The 19,036-nt window shown below is 40.0% G+C and carries 18 protein-coding genes; 7 read left to right on the forward strand and 11 right to left on the reverse strand.

The window, feature by feature from the left end; translation table 11 throughout:
* Positions 1–40 precede the first annotated feature (40 nt).
* The gene (locus AAEZ22_RS12395; RefSeq protein ID WP_086995304.1) at positions 41–874 is read left to right on the forward strand and encodes a mechanosensitive ion channel family protein; all 834 of its coding nucleotides are present in this window, start codon (positions 41–43) and stop codon (positions 872–874) included.
* 727 nt (positions 875–1,601) lie between these two features.
* Here the strand turns inward: AAEZ22_RS12395 and rplS are convergent.
* From rplS to ffh, 5 genes are all read right to left on the reverse strand, one after another.
* The gene (gene rplS / locus AAEZ22_RS12400; RefSeq protein WP_011327636.1) at positions 1,602–1,961 is read right to left on the reverse strand and encodes a 50S ribosomal protein L19; all 360 of its coding nucleotides are present in this window, start codon (positions 1,959–1,961) and stop codon (positions 1,602–1,604) included.
* A 33-nt stretch (positions 1,962–1,994) separates the two neighbouring features.
* On the reverse strand, positions 1,995–2,762 hold the full coding sequence (gene trmD / locus AAEZ22_RS12405; protein ID WP_011327635.1) for a tRNA (guanosine(37)-N1)-methyltransferase TrmD: 768 nt from the start codon (positions 2,760–2,762) through the stop codon (positions 1,995–1,997).
* On the reverse strand, positions 2,762–3,298 hold the full coding sequence (gene rimM, locus AAEZ22_RS12410) for a ribosome maturation factor RimM (protein ID WP_011327634.1): 537 nt from the start codon (positions 3,296–3,298) through the stop codon (positions 2,762–2,764). Before rimM ends, trmD begins: the two co-directional genes overlap by 1 nt.
* A 17-nt stretch (positions 3,299–3,315) precedes the next feature.
* Positions 3,316–3,564, reverse strand: a complete 249-nt coding sequence (gene rpsP, locus AAEZ22_RS12415) for a 30S ribosomal protein S16 (RefSeq protein WP_011327633.1) — start codon at positions 3,562–3,564, stop codon at positions 3,316–3,318.
* A 260-nt stretch (positions 3,565–3,824) separates the two neighbouring features.
* Positions 3,825–5,204: a signal recognition particle protein gene (ffh, locus tag AAEZ22_RS12420; protein ID WP_011327632.1), complete on the reverse strand. Its 1,380-nt coding sequence runs from the start codon at positions 5,202–5,204 to the stop codon at positions 3,825–3,827.
* Between the two features lie 252 nt (positions 5,205–5,456).
* Here ffh and AAEZ22_RS12425 point away from each other — a divergent pair, with 252 nt between their 5' ends.
* Positions 5,457–6,263, forward strand: coding sequence for a cytochrome C assembly family protein (locus AAEZ22_RS12425; RefSeq protein ID WP_011327630.1), 807 nt, complete (start codon positions 5,457–5,459; stop codon positions 6,261–6,263).
* Positions 6,264–6,324: 61 nt separating this feature from the next.
* Positions 6,325–7,593, forward strand: a complete 1,269-nt coding sequence (locus AAEZ22_RS12430) for an HlyC/CorC family transporter (RefSeq protein ID WP_140391177.1) — start codon at positions 6,325–6,327, stop codon at positions 7,591–7,593.
* 59 nt (positions 7,594–7,652) lie between these two features.
* Here AAEZ22_RS12430 and AAEZ22_RS12435 read toward each other — a convergent pair whose 3' ends face one another.
* Positions 7,653–8,264 (reverse strand): transglycosylase SLT domain-containing protein, encoded by a 612-nt coding sequence (locus tag AAEZ22_RS12435; protein ID WP_058372888.1) that lies wholly within the window; start codon positions 8,262–8,264, stop codon positions 7,653–7,655.
* Between the two features lie 133 nt (positions 8,265–8,397).
* Positions 8,398–9,975: a glutamate--cysteine ligase gene (gshA, locus tag AAEZ22_RS12440; RefSeq protein WP_179807232.1), complete on the reverse strand. Its 1,578-nt coding sequence runs from the start codon at positions 9,973–9,975 to the stop codon at positions 8,398–8,400.
* Between the two features lie 427 nt (positions 9,976–10,402).
* On the opposite strand from gshA, the gene AAEZ22_RS12445 reads away from it, so the two are divergent.
* On the forward strand, positions 10,403–11,950 hold the full coding sequence (locus AAEZ22_RS12445) for a methyl-accepting chemotaxis protein (RefSeq protein WP_352297408.1): 1,548 nt from the start codon (positions 10,403–10,405) through the stop codon (positions 11,948–11,950).
* Positions 11,951–12,011: 61 nt separating this feature from the next.
* Here the strand turns inward: AAEZ22_RS12445 and clpB are convergent, their stop codons facing one another.
* The 3 genes from clpB to rluD all read right to left on the reverse strand — a co-directional run bounded on the left by clpB (position 12,012) and on the right by rluD (position 16,397).
* Complete coding sequence (clpB, locus tag AAEZ22_RS12450; protein WP_352283561.1) at positions 12,012–14,588, reverse strand: ATP-dependent chaperone ClpB; 2,577 nt, start codon at positions 14,586–14,588, stop codon at positions 12,012–12,014.
* Between the two features lie 97 nt (positions 14,589–14,685).
* A complete protein-coding gene (gene pgeF / locus AAEZ22_RS12455; RefSeq protein WP_352283559.1) occupies positions 14,686–15,420 on the reverse strand; it encodes a peptidoglycan editing factor PgeF in 735 nt (244 codons plus the stop codon).
* Positions 15,420–16,397, reverse strand: coding sequence for a 23S rRNA pseudouridine(1911/1915/1917) synthase RluD (rluD, locus tag AAEZ22_RS12460; RefSeq protein WP_058372884.1), 978 nt, complete (start codon positions 16,395–16,397; stop codon positions 15,420–15,422). Before rluD ends, pgeF begins: the two co-directional genes overlap by 1 nt.
* Positions 16,398–16,538: 141 nt before the next feature.
* Between rluD and AAEZ22_RS12465 the strand changes: the two genes are divergently transcribed.
* Entirely contained in the window at positions 16,539–17,303 is a 765-nt protein-coding gene (locus AAEZ22_RS12465) for an outer membrane protein assembly factor BamD (protein WP_011327622.1), read from the forward strand.
* A gap of 64 nt (positions 17,304–17,367) precedes the next feature.
* Here the strand turns inward: AAEZ22_RS12465 and glnB are convergent, their stop codons facing one another.
* Entirely contained in the window at positions 17,368–17,706 is a 339-nt protein-coding gene (gene glnB / locus AAEZ22_RS12470) for a nitrogen regulatory protein P-II (RefSeq protein WP_011327621.1), read from the reverse strand.
* A gap of 160 nt (positions 17,707–17,866) precedes the next feature.
* On the opposite strand from glnB, the gene AAEZ22_RS12475 reads away from it, so the two are divergent.
* Both AAEZ22_RS12475 and AAEZ22_RS12480 read left to right on the forward strand, forming a co-directional pair.
* Positions 17,867–18,418 (forward strand): GspH/FimT family pseudopilin, encoded by a 552-nt coding sequence (locus AAEZ22_RS12475; RefSeq protein ID WP_352297412.1) that lies wholly within the window; start codon positions 17,867–17,869, stop codon positions 18,416–18,418.
* Positions 18,419–18,493: 75 nt separating this feature from the next.
* Entirely contained in the window at positions 18,494–19,030 is a 537-nt protein-coding gene (locus tag AAEZ22_RS12480; RefSeq protein ID WP_352297415.1) for a GspH/FimT family pseudopilin, read from the forward strand.
* The last annotated feature ends 6 nt before the right edge of the window (positions 19,031–19,036 follow it).

Below are 19,036 nucleotides of genomic sequence, written 5' to 3' on the forward strand. Positions count from 1 at the left end.
TATTATTCATATAGTAATTAAAATAAACAGGATCCATAAAATGGAAGAAGTTTTAGGAACAGATGTAGACGCTTCACAATTAATAGACCAAGCCATATCACTCGTTATGACTTACGCACCAAAATTTGTGCTCGCTATTATTACTTTACTGGTTGGCCTATGGCTGATCAACCGCTTTGTTAAGGTTTTAGATAATCGACTAGGCAAAAAAGATCCAACACTAAACAAGTTTTTATGTGGCTTAATTAGCGCTGTAGTGAAAATTATGCTGCTTATTTCGGTGGCCTCTATGGTAGGTATCGAAACCACCTCGTTCATCGCGGTGATTGGTGCTGCAGGCCTGGCAATAGGTCTTGCACTGCAAGGCAGTCTAGCTAATTTTGCTGGCGGTGTGCTGTTGCTAATTTTTAAACCGTTCAAGGTTGGCGATACTATCGAAGCACAGGGCTTTATGGGCGCAGTCGTCGAAATTCAAATTTTATACACAGTAGTAGATACCTTCGATAACCGCCGTATTGTTATTCCAAACGGTAGCCTATCGAATGCGACACTAGTGAACGTAAGTATTTATGACAAACGCCGCTGTGATATGACCTTTGGAATTTCGTATAACGACGACATAGATACGGCAAAAGCTATCTTAAAACGCCTGTTTGAAGAAGACGAGCGCTCTTTAACAGATCCGGCACCACGTATTTGTGTTGCCAGCCTTGGCGATAACTCAGTTAATTTAATGTTTCGCGCTTGGGTTGCAACAGGTGACTTATGGCCTTACTACTGGGATATGCAAGAAAAAGTGAAAAAAGCGTTTGATAAAGAAGGTATTTCTATTCCTTTCCCACAACGCGATGTACATGTTCATAACGTTAAGTAATTTGTATTGTGCATAGGTTCAACTAGCCTAATAACTTAGTCGCGGTAAGGTCGTATAAAGCGCCCTTACCGCAATCCTTACTGCCCATCCAATACCCCTTCAAGTTATACCTAGTTACACTTGGCTCCACTTTTTGAGCTATTTTCATCACCCTACTTCCTTAAATAACCTGAGCTCCGGATAATAAACTTATCTCAAGCAGCTATTTTCAGCGCTAACTGCGTTGAATTTTCTTGCAAGAGGCCAGCTATTGACGCGTAAATTCGCCTTGTTTTCACTGAAAACCTCTGGCTAGAGAAAATAAAATTAAATATAACTATGATTCAATACGTTAGTAAATCTCTTAACCAGAGTTCAAGGTTAAATACTATAATTCATCTGCCAAATTTTTATTTTCTGTGCTTTATTTGGCTTAGGTATATTTAGCTTAAGTTTTGCTTGAGCAAAGTTATGCTCATACTGGCGTTAATTGGGTTATTACGTATTCTGCGGGTAAGTTGAAAAGGTGTTTAAAACACATATTGATAAAAATTTATCGAGGTGCACTTTGTGTTTAGCAATAAAGGAAGCCTAACTATACTGGTGAATATTACGACAGTGCGACTCCTAGTCCGACAGCTGTGGTTTAAGCTTTAGTATTTAGCCTGAAATTTTATGTTATAGAAACCAAAACGGGTTGCAACCCGAAGGATGCAACCCGTTTTTTTGCGTTGATAAACAGCGCGTATTAGTTAAGTTTTTCTCTAATACGTGCAGATTTACCAGAACGCTCACGTAGATAGTAAAGCTTAGCACGACGAACTGCACCGCGACGCTTAACTGTTACGCTATCAATAAGAGGGCTGTGCGTTTGGAATACACGCTCAACGCCTTCACCGTTCGAAATTTTACGAACTGTGAATGCTGAGTGAAGACCACGATTACGCTTAGCGATTACAACACCTTCAAAGGCCTGTAGACGCTCTTTAGCACCTTCTTTTACTTTTACCTGTACAACTACTGTATCACCAGCGCCGAATGCAGGTACGTCTGTTTTAAGCTGCTCATCTTCAAGCGCTTTAATAATATTTTGGTTTACTTTTGCCATTATGTTTCTCACTTTCCTAGGTGTAACTGTCTTCTAGCCACAAGCTTTTTGGTACTCTTGCTGAAATTTCGCGAGTAATACCGCTTGCTCCTCAGTCAGAGCTAGGTTATGCAACAAGTCAGGACGGCGTAGCCAAGTTCTGCCTAATGACTGCATAAGCCGCCATTTTGCTATCTCTTGGTGGTTTCCGCTGAGCAATACAGCAGGCACCTGTTTGTCGTCCAATGTTTCTGGCCGTGTATAGTGAGGACAATCTAACAAGCCATCCGAAAATGAGTCTTGTTCTGCTGATTGGTTATGACCTAATACGCCAGGCACTAATCGCGCTACTGCGTCAATTAATGTCATGGCTGGTAATTCACCACCACTCAAAATAAAATCACCAATTGACCATTCTTCGTCAACGTATGACTCTATTATTCTCTCATCTATACCTTCATAGCGACCGGCAATCAAAATCAGTTTTTTAGAGCTTGCGAGTTCGCTAGCTCCTTGCTGATCTAGTTTGCGCCCTTGTGGGGACATATAAATTACTTTAGCACCATCACCTGCAGCTTTTTTAGCCTCGGCAATCGCTTTTTTTAATGGCTCAACCATCATTAACATACCTGGTCCGCCCCCGTAAGGACGATCGTCCACGGTTCTATGCTTATCTAAAGCGTAGTCTCGCGGATTCCAGCAGTTAAAATCAATTAAGCCACTTTTTACTGCGCGACCGGTAACACCCTGGTCTGTAATAGCGTCAAACATGTCAGGAAAAAGGCTTATCACCCCTACCCATAATGAACTCGTTTGCGTCATTAAAACCCTGGATCCCAGTCTACGGTAATTTCTCTTGCGTCGTGTTTAACTTCGATAATAACTGTATCAGTTAAAAACGGAATTAAACGCTCAGCTTGACCAAATGCGTCTTTACTGTTTGCTTTAACAACCAGTACGTCATTTGACCCTGTCTCCATTAGGTCATCAACAATGCCTAAATCGTAACCTTTATCAGTTACAACCGACATGCCAATGAGATCTCGCCAATAGAACTCACCTTGCGGGAGTTCTGGTAATTGCGCTGAATCCATTGAGATTTCTGCGTGGGTATAAGCCACTGCTTCGTCTCGATCGTTTACTTGCGCAAATTTAGCGATAAAGCCTTTGTTGTGGCGACGCCAGTCGACCACTTCTAAGGTCTGCCATTTACCTTGCTGCCCTATCAACCACGGGCTGAAATCGAAGATCCCTGCGGGATCATCAGTAAATGAATGTACCTTAAGCCAGCCCTTTATACCATACGGGGCACCGAGCTTTCCTACGACAATTATTGATGAGGTGTTCTCTTGACTCATGGTTACACTTACGCCTATTAAGCCGCTTTACGAGCGTCTTTTACTAACTTAGCTACGCGATCTGAAAGAGACGCGCCCTGACCTACCCAGTGTTCAACACGTGGTAAATCTAAACGAATTTTTTCTTCTTGACCTGCAGCAATTGGGTTAAAAAAGCCTACTTTCTCGATGAAGCGACCGTCACGCGAGAAACGGCTATCCGCAACCACAATTTGATAGAAAGGGCGTTTTTTAGCGCCACCACGTTGCAAACGAATAGTTACCATACCGTCCTCTATAAAGATTGACTGTTTTCATTAATAAGATTTACTCCCCAGAATGGGGAGCTGGGGAATTGTACGAGTTTTTAGCAACAATGCAAGTAAGAAGTGATGCTAAAAGCCAGTTTAGTAGGTTAAAGCGTGATCCCAACTTTAAATTAGCGTTAATAGCGTTTAGCACGCATAATTTATTCAACAAAAAAGGAGCCATTTGCTCCTTTTCATATATTTTATATCGTTACATTTAAGCTACGTTAAACTCAACTTTAAAATTTAGGGCCACCGCCACCCATCATTCCCGGCGGTAACATACCTTTCATGCCGCGCATCATTTTGGTCATGCCACCTTTGCCTTTCATTTTTTTCATCATTTTTTGCATTTGGGTAAACTGTTTTAGTAGTTTATTAATTTCTTGTACTTGCGTACCAGAACCTGCTGCAATACGTTTTTTACGTGACCCTTTAATGATTTCTGGGCGGGCGCGCTCTTTTTTTGTCATTGAGCTAATAATGGCTTCCATTTGAATGAAGGTTTTATCGCCCATTTGGCCTTTAACAGCATCGGGTAAGTTAGACATACCTGGCAATTTATCTAGCATCGACATCATGCCGCCCATATTTTTCATTTGCTTAAGTTGATCCGCAAAGTCATCAAGGGTAAAACCAGCGCCTTTAAATACTTTTTCAGCGACTCTGGCAGCTTGCTCTTTATCTACTTTCATTTCGACTTCTTCGATCAATGAAAGTACATCACCCATGCCTAGAATACGTGACGCTATGCGGTCAGGGTGGAAAGGCTCAAGTGCATCAATTCGCTCACCCACACCCATAAATTTAATTGGCTTACCGGTAATATGACGAATAGATAAAGCAGCACCACCGCGTGCATCACCATCAGTTTTAGTTAATATAACACCAGTTAGTGGCAGGGCTTCGTCAAATGCTTTAGCTGTATTTGCCGCATCTTGACCTGTCATTGCATCTACAACAAACAAGGTTTCGATTGGGTTAATTGCTTTGTGAAGATTTTTAATCTCATCCATCATGTCGCTATCAACATGCAATCGACCTGCAGTATCGACTAATACCACATCAATAAATTTCTTTTTCGCATGAGAAATAGCTGCGGTTGCTATATCAACCGGCTTTTGCGAAATATCACTTGGGAAAAAATCAACACCAACTTCAGCAGCGAGCGTTTCTAGTTGCTTAATTGCTGCAGGACGGTATACATCGGCACTTACTACAAGTACTGATTTTTTTTTGCGCTCTTTTAAAAACTTAGCCAGTTTAGCAACACTGGTGGTTTTACCAGCACCTTGCAAACCCGCCATCATAACAACAGCAGGGGGTTGTGCATTTAGGCTTAGCTCTTCGTTGGCTTCACCCATGGCTTTTTCGAGTTCTTCACGTACTATTTTTACAAATACTTGGCCTGGGCTTAAGCTTTTTGTAACTTCAACACCTACCGCACGCTCTTTAACTTGTTTTACAAAATCGCGAACAACGGGCAACGCCACATCGGCTTCTAAAAATGCCATGCGCACTTCACGAAGAGTGTCTTTAATATTCTCTTCTGTTAGGCGGCCACGGCCACTAATGTTTTTTAAGGTTTTACCTAATCGTTCTTGGAGATTCTCAAACATATTACGGTTCCGATAAGACGTTTATACCAACCCAATTAAAGCGCCTTTAACTCTGTGCGCTGTATTAATAGAATTAATATTATTAAATTTCAATTAAAAGCAGTATACCGTAAATGGTGTCTTACAATACAGTGTTCAAGTGCAGCTTGTTGAGTTTCTTTTTTTAAGGTCTATGCATTTGCTTTGCTATAAAATACAATGGCTATATAACAATCATTAATTATTTGACTCAAATTAAGTGGCCCAAGCACAATGCTGATTATTAGCTTAACTATTATTGCCAGTTTATTTTATGTGTTAGCAACGTCTTACGTGCTCTCACGGTTGTTTCATCAACAAGGCCCTAGCCAAAAGCTAACTATTATATTGAGTACTGTGGCTATTTTGGCGCACATGCTGTTGTTAGTAAATTCGGTTTTTAGAGCAGACGGACAAGATTTAAGTATTGTCAATGTGGCGCTTTTAACCTGCTGGGTTATTGTGATTTCTGTCACTACGGTATCGTTAAAGTTTCCGGCGACCTTATTATTGCCGGTCGTGTACGGCTTTGCTGCACTACTAACTATGGCAAGCTTGTTTATACCACACCATATTTTACTGCAAAGTATTGATGTTGATGTGGGCTTAGTAACCCATATTTCGTTATCATTACTCGCTTACTGTATTTTAATTATTGCTACTTTATATGGCGTACAATTTTACTTTATTGATAAGCGCTTAAAGCGTAAAGATTTAGCTATTGTACACAGCCATTTACCACCACTAATGGTGGTTGAACGCCAACTGTATCAATTGGTTAACTTAGGTACTATATTACTCACTTTGGCACTATTGTCGGGATTTGTATTTCTCGATGGTATGTTCGCTACTCAATTTATCCATAAAACGATATTATCGCTTGTTGCATGGTGTATTTTTGCTGTGATTGCGCTTGGCCATATGAAAAAAGGCTGGCGTGGTAAACCTGTGGTTATTGCTATTATGGTTGCTGCTTTTATTCTTACACTGGCTTATTTTGGCAGTCGTTTTATACAAGAAGTTATTCTAAATAAATTTTAACTTGACTCTACTAACTCACTCTAGCCTAATACACGCTAGTTTATAATAAAAGGATCCATCGTTGGACGCCATATCGACCAGTACCTTGTTTATCATTTTAGGTTTTTTGGTACTTTTTTCTGCTTATTTTTCTGGCTCAGAAACCGGAATTATGTCAATCAATCGTATACGCCTGCGACATCTCACCAAAGAGAATCATCGCGCTGCTAAACGTGTCAGTAAATTACTTAGTCGTCCGGATAGGCTCATTGGTTTAATTTTAATCGGCAATAATTTAGTTAATATTGCCGCTGCACAAGTTGCTACTATTATTGGTATTCGTTTATACGGTGATTTAGGTATTGCTGTGGCAACAGGTGCGTTAACCTTAGTAGTGCTTATTTTTGCAGAAATAACCCCAAAAACACTTGCTGCTCTCTACCCTGAAAAAGTTGCCTTCCCAAGTTCTGTTGTGCTTAAAGGATTACTAAAAATCCTTTTCCCATTTGTCGTTGTTATTAACTGGCTAACCAACGGCATATTGCGGTTATTTGGTATTAGTGCGGCACAAATAGATGAGCACAGCATGAGTAAAGAAGAGCTAAAATCAGTACTTAATGAGTCTGGTGCACTTATTCCTGCGCGTCACCAAAGCATGTTGACCTCAATTTTAGATTTAGAACAAGTAACCGTTGAAGATATTATGATCCCACGTAACGAAATTGTGGCCATAGATATTAACGATGAATGGAAACTTATTAGCCGCCAACTGACTCATGCACAACATACGCGTGTATTGTTATATAGAGATAACATAGATGACGCGGTGGGGTTTATTCATTCGCGTGATGCGCTTAGGTTACTTACAAAAGAGCAATTTGATAAACCATCGTTGCTACGCGCTGTACGTGAAATTTATTTCATTCCTGAAGGCACATCACTAAATACGCAGCTATTAAAGTTTCAGCAATCTAAAGAGCGTATTGGCTTGGTGGTAGATGAGTATGGCGACATTCAAGGTTTAGTTACCCTAGAGGATATACTTGAAGAAGTGGTAGGCGATTTTACCACCACCCAAACTCGTACGCCAAGCGAAGAAGTAACCACACAAACCGATGGCTCGTGCATTGTAGATGGCGGTGCTAACGTGCGCGACTTAAATAAAGAAATGGGCTGGGAGTTTCCACTCGACGGGCCTAAAACACTCAGCGGCTTAATAGTTGAGTATTTAGAAAACATTCCTGATGCCAATTTAAGTTTGCGTATTGCCGGCTACCCTATTGAAGTACTTGAAGTAAAAGAAAACATGATAAAGCTGGTTAAAATACAGCCGAAAAAACGTAAAAAATAAACTAAAAAAGGAGCCAATTGGCTCCTTTTTTGTAGGCTAAATAAATACAACAGATGTTATTAGCCAAAAAACAAACGCTCTAACCACCCTTTATTTAAATCTGCTTCACAACGCTTTAACTGCGCACCATAACGGCTCGCACGGTGTTTTACTTTATTAGCCACACCCATTAACCATTTTTTCTTTTTGTAAGTACCGCGTTTGTAACCGCCCCACCCTTCGTGATAATTAAGATACTGACCGTAGGCATCCCATTTAGATACGCCGTTTATTTTATGGGTTTTATAAGCAAACCAGCCCATAAAGTCGATAGCATCATCAAAGTCGTCTCTATCGGCGCCACTATTCTTACTTTCACGAATATAATCAGACCAGGTCATCGTTTTTGCTTGTGAGTAGCCATAAGCAGAGCTTGCTCTACCGGTAGGAATAATCCATAAGAAATACTGCATTGGTGGAGCTGCGTCATGTTTAAACGAGCTTTCTTGGTACATCATACTCATAAGTACGTGCTTGGGAGCGCCCCATTTTTCTTGAGCATCTTTGGCACCAAAGTACCAACTTCTTTTTTCTTCAAATATTTTACAAATATCATCAGGCTGCTTTGGTGGAGCGGTGGCACAACCGGCTAAACTAAGCGCTAATGATAAAACAACTACATTTTTTTTCATTTGGTTTATCTCGCTGAACTTTTGCAAAAATCAGTAGTCTGATTTTAACAATGCAGCAGAGCAGCATTGTTTCTTCCCTAAAATAATTACGCAGCTACCTTGAGCTGCGTTTTTTTTGCTTAAAACTAACTATTTATTTAGGATCAAAATAAGCATTTAAAAATGCGGTAAATGATACTGAGTCACTTTGCTCAATAGCACGCTGAGCGTCGTTAGAGCGTGTAACTTGCTCCTCTAACCATTGCTTTGAAAACACTTGATAGTCTGCAGCTTGATGGCTTTGCTTATACTTTTCAGCAATTGCTAGCGCATAATGGCCGTTATCTAGCCCTGAAGCTTCTAACTCAGCTACATAACGCCCTGAATATGTAAGTTCTGGGTTATTAATCCAAGTTGCCATGCGCTCAATAGTACTTGAATAATAACTAACGCCGTAGGCAGTATCCATGTATTTTGCCACTTCACTTAATTGCGAAAATATATCTTCACCCCAAGATTGAAGGGTACGCGGTTGATTAAAGTAATTAAGTTCAAGGCCTTTTTCTCGCCCTTTATTTACTACTGTATCAAGATTTTCTGTGCTGCGTGTTTGCTCTTCCCAATCCATTGCCGGTGAGCTTTTTAATAAACAATAAGTTAAAAACACATCTAAAAAGTGGAACTGCTCTATATCTATGCCCACTTCACTAAATGGATTAACATCTAATGCGCGAATTTCGACATATTCAATACCGGCTCTAAGTAGTGCATCTGTTGGTGTTTCACCGTTTTTAGCATTACGTTTAGGGCGAATTGGCGAATAAAATTCGTTTTCTATTTGCAGAATATTCTTATTTAACTGTTTTGGATTTTCGCTGGTGTAATCGTCAAGGTTGCCGTAAATATCTGAAGGTGTGTTAATTGATTTTTTCAAACCAGCTACATATTCATCTAACGAGTTATACATTACACGCAGTGATGATTGTGCGCTATTGGTGTAACCTAAGTTACCTAAGCGCAGCGCAGTGCCTACTTCTAAATACAGGGTGCCTTTACCTAGCTTTTTAAATGGTAAATCGGTTTTTCTACCCTGTAAAAACGAACTACATAACGCAGGTGATGCACCAAATAAATAACTGATCAGCCATAATTCACGTTTAAAATTACGAATAAGCGCTAAGTAACCATCAGATATAAAATCCTCTAAACTAAGGTCGCTATTTTTTAGCGTATGTAATGACTGCCACAATGAATCTGGAAACGAAATATTAAAATGCACACCAGCAATAGCTTGCATCATACTGCCGTAACGGTTTTTTAACCCTTCACGGTAAAGCGTTTTCATTTGCCCTACATTTGAACTGCCAAATTGCGCAATAACTATGTCGTCTTGATGTTCAATAAAGCACGGCATACTAATAGGCCAAAGTAATTCGTCACCCATTTTTTCTAGGGTAAACTTTTGTAAGTCTTTTAATTGCTGCAGCGTTTGTGTGGACGATTCACTAACTGGGGTAATAAATTCAAGTAACGACTCTGAAAAATCGGTCGTAATTTGGCCATTGGTAAGCGCACTGCCCACCCCTTCTGGGTGTTTTTGTGCAGAGATAACGCCATCACTTTTAATTCTTAGTGACTCACGCTCAATACCACGTTTTATTCCGTTAATTGCATGTTTATGCTGCGTTACTGAAAGAGCGTCAAGCGCGTTTGTTAGATCATGTGTTGCCAAAAAATACTTCCTCGAGCCAAGTGGCTTAATCATAAGGTTATGGGGTCTAATTACCTATACTCAAGATAAATACTAAGAAAAAATACTATTTATAGTTCTATTGTATCTGCTTTGCTTTAAACACGCTTTATTTAACGCCATAAACGATAATCTTGCCATTGCTATACAAAATATACAATTGCTTTGCACTATTATTTATCTTATCAAAACAAAAACTAACCGTACTAAAGTAAATAATTAGCTAACTATTAGCCGTATTAGTCCCATACTGGTATGTTATATATAGCTTATATAACTTTAATCTTGATTTAGATCATAAATACAGGCAATAAATAAACTGAGTGACCTTCATAATGGGATTACCCTACTACCGCTTTATATAAGCAAGTATAATAGTAAGTATTACAAAGGATGATTAAAGAATAATATGCGTCGTAATCAAAGCTTAATAAATGAAGAAGTGGCCTTCGAAGAACAACAAGAACTGGTATCAACAACTGATTTGCGCGGAGTAATCACTTACGCTAATCAAGCATTTTGTACTATAGCCGGGTATGATATAGCAGAACTTATGGGTAAGAACCATAATATAGTGCGCCACCCCGACATGCCAAAAGCTGCATTTAAAGAAATGTGGGAAACATTAAAGCAAGGCCACTCTTGGCGCGGCGCAGTTAAAAACCGTTGTAAAGATGGCCGCTATTACTGGGTTGATGCATTTGTAACTCCTATTTTTGAGCACAGCCAATTAATTGGATATCAATCTGTAAGAACCAAATTAAGCCCACAGTTAAAACGCCGTGCAGAACTATTTTACAGTAAAGTAAATGCTAAAAAGTCATTTTTTAATTGGCGCGAGCGCACAAGCTTAAGACAAAGCTTAAGTGTATTTGCTTTATTATGTTGGTTAGTTGCAACTGCTGTGTGGGCTTCATTTGCTATTGCACTAATTAGCTTAGTGGTTTGCTTAGTTATACTTGCTTTAAATTATGATGAGCTAATAACAACGCCAAGAATATTGAATCAGCAAAAACAACAAGCCGATTCTATATCTCGTTATATATATAGTGGCCGACACCCTCACAGCATTAGTGATTACAGAGAGCAAATGCTGAGCGCTAAATTACGCACTGTACTAGGGCGTATGAAAGATTCGACCTTAAGCTTTAATGATATTGCTTTAAATTTAGATCAACAGTCAACGCTTACAGAGCAAGGTATTTCATCGCAAGGCTCGCAGCTTGAGCAAATAGCATCTGCAATGGCGCAAATGAGCTCGACTATAGGTGAAATATCAAGTAACACTTGCACCACTGCCGATAAAGTAAGTGTTACTTACCAAAGTTGCTCCGATATAAAAGTACACATTGCCGATAATAATGCCATGGTTTCTGATTTAGCCGTTCAGGTAGAGCAAGCAGCAACAACCGCTAATAGCCTAGCTTCAGAAGCCGATAAAATTGGCCAAGTAATGAGTGAAATAGAAGGTATTGCCGAGCAAACTAACTTACTTGCGCTAAATGCTGCAATAGAGGCTGCAAGAGCAGGCGAACATGGCCGTGGTTTTGCTGTAGTTGCCGATGAAGTGAGAGCGCTTTCGTCAAGAACACAAAATGCCACTGCGCAAATTCACAGCTCAATAAAGGAAATTCAAGACACCCTGTTTAGCTGGTCAAAAATAATGCAAAATACGAAACAACAAGCCGACAGCTGTGTAAATACTACAACACAAACGCAGCAAGAGCTTGATAGCATTTTCACTCAAATTAGCGAAATAGCGCAACTTGCTACTGGTATTTCGGCTGCTGCAGAAGAGCAACAAGTAGTGAGCCACGATATAGGTACTAATGTGGAGCAGATTAAAAACTTAGGTGATGATAATTTAAACTTAAGCTTTAATGTTGCCAGAGGCGCTGCTGAGTTAGTTGAAGGTTCAAGAAAGATCAACGACTTACTGCTTACTTTTAAAATTTAATTATAAACTCTAATAAAAAAGCCGCTATGTTAGCGGCTTTTTCGTTTTTACTTTATAACGCTTAACGGCTTGAAAACACTAAACCGTCGTCATTTGCATCAATTACAACAACACTACCTGGCATATAATCACCATTGAGTAACTTTTGTGCTAATGGATTTTCAATCGTTTGTTGAATAGCCCGTTTTAACGGACGCGCACCATAAACCGGATCAAAGCCACTTGCAGCAATACGATCTAAAGCAGCGTCGCTTATTTCGAGTAAATAACCCATTTGCGTTAAACGCTCTCGTAATTTGCTCAACTGAATATCAGCAATTTCTTTAATGTGCTCGTTAGCCAGTGGGTGGAAAACAACGGTTTCATCAATACGGTTAATAAACTCAGGTCTAAACTCATTGATTAAAACATTCATCACTTTTTCTTTCAAAGTAACGTAATCGTTATTACCCGCTTGCTCTTGAATTATATCTGAGCCTAAGTTTGAGGTCATGATGATAACGGTATTTTTAAAATCAACCGTGCGTCCTTGACCGTCGGTTAAACGTCCATCATCTAAAACCTGTAGCAAAATATTAAACACATCTGGGTGTGCTTTTTCTATTTCGTCCAATAAAATAACTGAGTAAGGTTTACGACGAACGGCTTCGGTTAAATACCCGCCCTCTTCGTAACCAACATATCCAGGAGGCGCACCGACTAAACGTGCCACTGAGTGTTTTTCCATAAACTCAGACATATCAATACGCACCATGGCACTTTCGGTATCGAACATATAGCCGGCGAGTGCTTTGGTTAGTTCTGTTTTACCAACCCCGGTTGGGCCTAAAAACAAAAACGAGCCAATTGGGCGGTTAGGATCGGCAAGCCCAGCACGTGAGCGGCGAATCGCATTGGCCACCGCTACAACCGCTTCATCTTGTCCGATTACTTTTTCATGCAGCTTTTCTTCCATCTGCAATAGTTTTTCTCGCTCACCTTGTAGCATCCGTGATACTGGAATACCGGTCCAACGCGAGAGTATTTCGGCTATTTCATCTTCGCCCACTTGGTTTTTTAACAAAGTCATTTCTTGCATTTCTGCTTGCGATGCTAAATCAAGTTTACGTTCAAGCTCTGGTATGCGGCCGTATTGTAGCTCCGACATACGCTGTAAATCACTGGCTCTTCGAGCTACATCTAAATCAAGTCGTGCTTGTTCTAGCTCAGCTTTAATAACCTGAGTGCCTTGTAAAGATGCTTTTTCGGCAGTCCATATTTCATCAAGCTCATTGTACTCACCTTCAAGATCGGTGATCAGCTCTTGCATTTCAGTACGGCGCTTTAAACTGGCTTCGTCTTTTTCTTTGGCGAGTGCGTTGTCTTCAAGTTTTAATTGAATAATACGGCGCTCTAACTTATCTAACGACTCTGGTTTTGAATCTATTTGTAGACGAATAGAAGAGCCCGCTTCATCTATTAGGTCAATCGCTTTATCGGGTAATTGACGGTCACTAATATAACGATGCGATAATTGCGCAGCTGCAACGATAGCAGGATCGGTAATTTCGACAGAGTGATGTAGCTCGTAACGCTCTTTTAAGCCACGTAATATAGCAATAGTGTCCTCAACCGAAGGCTCCTCTACCAATACTTTTTGAAAGCGACGCTCAAGGGCGGCGTCTTTTTCAATGTATTTACGATATTCATCAAGGGTGGTTGCACCTACGCAATGTAATTCGCCACGGGCAAGCGCCGGTTTTAGCATATTGCCTGCATCCATTGCGCCATCACTTTTACCTGCACCTACAATAGTGTGTATTTCATCAATAAATAAAATCACTTGGCCTTCTTCTTTAGCCAGTTCATTTAATACTGATTTTAATCGCTCTTCAAATTCGCCACGGTATTTAGCACCGGCCACCAGCGCGCCTAAATCAAGCGAAAGTACCCGCTTGTTTTTTAATCCCTCGGGCACTTCACCATTAATAATGCGCTGTGCTAAACCCTCTGCAATCGCGGTTTTACCTACACCTGGTTCACCTATTAACACTGGGTTGTTTTTAGTTCGGCGTTGTAAAACTTGAATTGTTCGGCGAATTTCATCATCTCGACCTATAACCGGATCAAGCTTACCTTGCTCTGCACGTTCAGTTAAATCTATGGTGTATTTTTCAAGTGCTTGGCGTGTTTCTTCTGCATTTGGATCATCTACCTTTTGCCCACCACGCACTGCATTAATGGCCGTTTCTATTTTGTCGGAGGTAATATTTAAGGTTTTAAAAATATTACCCAGCGGGCCTTTATCGTCGCAGGCTGCTAATACAAACAGTTCGCTAGAAATATATTTATCTTTACGCTTTTGCGCATACTTATCGCATAAGTTGATCAAGGATATAGTGTTGTTCGATAGCTGCACATCGCCGCCTACGCCTTCCACTTTAAATAGTTTTTCTATTTCTTGGGATAGCTTAGTATTAAGCTCGTCAGCACTAACACCTGCTTGCGCTAATAACGCGCGCACGCTTGAGCCGCTTTGCTTTAACAAAGCATACATTAAGTGTACCGGCTCAATAAATTGATGATCACGGCCAAGGGCTAAAGATTGCGCATCAGAAAGCGCAGACTGAAATTTACTGGTAAATCTATCTAAACGCATTGGGGTTACCTATTAATAAAACTTATTGCTTAAATAATGGGTATGTTAGGGGGGTTGTTCAAGGTGTTGCAGAAAATATAATCATTATATTGATAAATTAGTTGCGCCAGATCAAACTTGCCATGCGTCCGGTTTGGCCGTCGCGTCGGTACGAAAAAAACTGTTCAGTTTGAGAAACCGTACAGTGCTCACCACCGGTAATATTTATAATCCCTAATTGACGCAATTGAATACATGCAAGGTGATAAATATCGGCAAGGTACTTTTGGTTTGCACACGCTTTAAACGCTTTGGCAAACAAAGGATTTTGGGCATTAAACAATGCAAACACCTCGCTACCTACCTCAAATTTATCAGGCCCTATTGCGGGACCTAACCAGGCACTTATTTCACTTTTTTTGGCATTAAAGCAGTTTAGCGTATTTTTAATTACACTTTGCTCTAATCCACGCCAACCAGCATGTATGGCAGCTACTTCTTCTCCATCGTTACTGGCAAGTAAAATGGGCAAGCAATCGGCGGTCATTATTGCCAAAGGCTGAGCAACTAGTTGTGTATATAGTGCATCTCCTCGATGGTGAGCGTTAAATTTAAATTGCTCATCAACAATGAGTACATCGCTACTATGAACTTGATCTATCCATACAGCACTATTTGGTAAATGCTTATTCAACAATGCACGATTTTTTAATACCTGTTGTTTATTATCACCAACATGCAGCCCTAAGTTTAAACTCTTAAACGGCGCTTCTGAAACACCGCCTACACGTGTGGTACTTAATGTACTCACACCTGTTATAGGGACTTGCCATGCTGCTGATAAAAACTGCATTATCTATCTATGTCAGGATTAGCTTTTGTGTCTTCACGCAGTGCCAGTGTCATAGCAACCATGTCATCTGGAATAGGTGCTTGCCAGGTCATCATTTCACCCGTAATTGGGTGCGCAATACTTAATTTAACTGCATGTAATGCTTGGCGTTTAAAGCTACGCAGTAACTCAAACAACTCAGGCGTTGCTCCTTTAGGTGGACGCGGACGGCCGCCATAAGACTGATCACCAATAAGCGGGTGATTTAAATAAGCCATATGCACACGTATTTGGTGAGTACGACCGGTTTCAAGGCGTAAACGTAAACGTGTATGAGCACGAAACTTTTCAGCAACACGATAATGCGTAATCGCCGGCTTACCCTGTTCATGTACATCCATATGCGTACGTTGCGTTGCATGGCGGCCAATAGGCTTTTCAACCATACCACCAGCGGTCATTGTACCATTGCAAAGCGCTTCGTATTCACGCGTGAAATTTTCACGTTTTTGCAGTGCGGTTACTAAATGCGTTTGTGCCGGAATAGTTTTAGCTACTACCATAAGGCCAGTAGTGTCTTTATCTAATCGGTGCACAATGCCCGCGCGAGGTACATTAATAATTTCTGGGTGGTAATGTAGCAATGCATTTAGCACTGTGCCATCTGGATTACCTGCACCAGGATGAACTACCAAACCCATAGGTTTATTAATTACCAAAATATCATCATCTTCATAAACAATGTTTAATTTGATATCTTGCGCTATGTATTCGCGAGGTGCTTCAATGGTTGTTTCAACATTAAGTACTTCACCACCAAGCAGTTTAGTGCGCGGTGTGTTGAATATTTCGCCATCAACAGTGATTTTATCATCCAAAATCCACGTTTTTATCCTTGATCGTGAATAATCAGGGAACAATTGTGCTAATACTTGGTCTAGACGTTTACCACCTAAATCGGTTGGAACGTCGGCTTGAAGAGAAATTTGCTCTGACATTAGTAATTTTACCCAATTTACCAGTGCAAGCTTTGCTCGACTGGGTTAGAATCGCTTTTAATAAAAGCATAATATAATACGCATAGTTTACTCGGTTTTACCGACTTGGCCTAGCCGTAGACAACGAAGGTAACAAATAAAATGATAAATAAAATAGGGAAACGTGCATTCGCCATTGTTTTTTCAGTTTCAGTGCTTAGTTTAGGTGCTTGTTCGTCGGCTCCTGACCAAGAAGATATTCAACGTGTACCTAATAAATCGGCTCACGCTTTGTATGAAGATGCTAAGCAAACTTTAGATTCTGGTTTATATGCACGCGCAATCGAACTTTTAAGTGCAATTGACTCTCGCTACCCGTTTGGCCCATTTTCTAAACAAGTACAAATGGATTTAGTGTATGCGCATTACCAATCGGGTAATACCGAGCAAGCACTAGCAACAATCGACCGCTTTATTCGCTTAAACCCAAATCATAAAGATTTAGACTACATGTATTACATGCGTGGATTAGTTAACATTAAAGCCGATAAAAACGCATTCCAAGAATATTTTGGTGTTGATAGAGCTGACCGCGATGCTAACCGTACACGTGTGGCCTTTACCGATTTATCAACGTTAGTTAAGCGTTTTCCACAAAGTGACTACGCCCCAGAAGCAAAACGTCGTTTAGTGTGGTTGTTAAACCGTATGGCAAGGTATGAGCTAAAAGTGGCCACTTACTATTATGAGCGTGAAGCCTACTTAGCAGCTGCTAACCGCGGTAAGTTTGTAGTAGAACATTACTCGCAAAGCAGCTACTTAAACTCTGCACTTGAAATGATGGAAAAAAGCTACGATAAGCTAGGCTTAAGTGAACTTAGCGAAGATGCTAAACAAACACGAATTTTTAACAGCAGAAATAAATAATTAATTAAAAAGGCGCTTACTAACTTGAGTAAGCGCCTTTTTAGCGTACTTGTTGTAATAAAGCTTAAATCGCTTCTTCATCTTCCTCTGCAGTACGAATACGCACAACACGCTCAACTTCAGTGACAAATATTTTACCATCACCAATTTTTCCTGTTTGTGCCGTTTTAATTATTACCTCAATTGCACGGTCAACATCATCATCGCCAAGTACAATATCTAATTTAACTTTAGGTAAAAAATCAACCATGTATTCCGCACCACGATATAACTCGGTATGGCCTTTTTGACGCCCAAACCCTTTAACTTCAGTTACTGTCATACCTGTGATGCCTACTTCCGATAGGGCTTCACGCACATCATCAAGCTTAAAAGGTTTAATGATTGCTTCTATTTTTTTCATATTAATTACTTTTTAAAGCTACAGTTGCCTCGATTTTAGACAATCACAAGGCTCATAGCAAACAAAGTGACTGTATTACGCTGATAAAACAATCTGCCATGCTATAATTATGCTAATAAAAATAGCTATACTAAAACAATAAGTAACCTACGGGATCAATATGAAAAAAATACAATACGGATTCACTTTACTCGAGCTGATGGTGACCGTAGCTATTGTAGGTATTATTGCCACCATTGCATTGTGGAACAGTAGCGACATGCTAGAGGAAAACCGCGCCGAGAACTTTTTATTAGAACTAAAACGTAATATTAGTTATGCGCGCTCGCAAGCGGCTACTACCGATGAAATAGTCGTTGTATGTCCTGCTTCTAGCGCTAATGTTGCAAGCAGTCAACCAACTTTAACTTGTCAAAGCCAATGGGGAGCGTCGAGTAGTATTATTTTATTTGTCGATGCTGATCGTGATGGCAACTACAAAAAAGATAATGATAGCCTATTGCGTGTAATGGAGGCCGTTTCTAGAAATGATAAAGTGCAATATAGCGGTAAAGTTAACAGCCTTCGTTTTAACACCAGTGGTCGTATTACCACAAGCCCTGGGGATTTTATATATTGTCCTAATAGCGATAACGAGAATAATAAAGCACTTAACGTATCTGCCTCTGGTACTGCTTTTTACCTTGGTGATACTACGCAAAAATGCAGTTAAGGGTAAACCTTACATTGTTATTTTTTGATTGTTTACTAAACTAAAATAATCACTTCTTAATTTAGGACTTCAGGGATGAAGTTAATCGCATACTCAACAAAAACCCATGGTATAACCTTAATTGAAGTAATGGTAACAATTGCTATTGTTGCTATTATTAGTCTATTTTCTATGTGGTTTTTACCTGACTTTTTGGCATTAAACCGCGCTGATAACCAGGTTAATTTATTATATCGCAATATAAACTTTGCTCGCCTTTACGCCATAGAAAATGATACATACGTAACTTTATGCGCGTTAAAAAACAATGAATGTGAAAAGGGGGATTGGGGAGAGCAAGTATCGTTATTTATCGATAACGATAAATCTACTTCTATTAATAACGATGAGCTAATGCTAAGTACATTTGAGCACACCCATGAGCTTGATAGCTTAGAGTACCCCCGAGAAGCACTTACTTTTAGACCCGATGGCTCATTAAACGGTTTTCAAAATGGGACTTTTATATATTGCCCTAATACAGATAAAGCCGTTCTCGATGGATTGGCTTTATCTGTTAGTCAAACTGGCAGAATACGTATTAAATCGACTGATAAATGCCAGGAAAGGTAACTCTAA

The organism is Pseudoalteromonas sp. 20-MNA-CIBAN-0454, assembly GCF_040308685.1.
GTDB lineage: Bacteria > Pseudomonadota > Gammaproteobacteria > Enterobacterales > Alteromonadaceae > Pseudoalteromonas > Pseudoalteromonas nigrifaciens.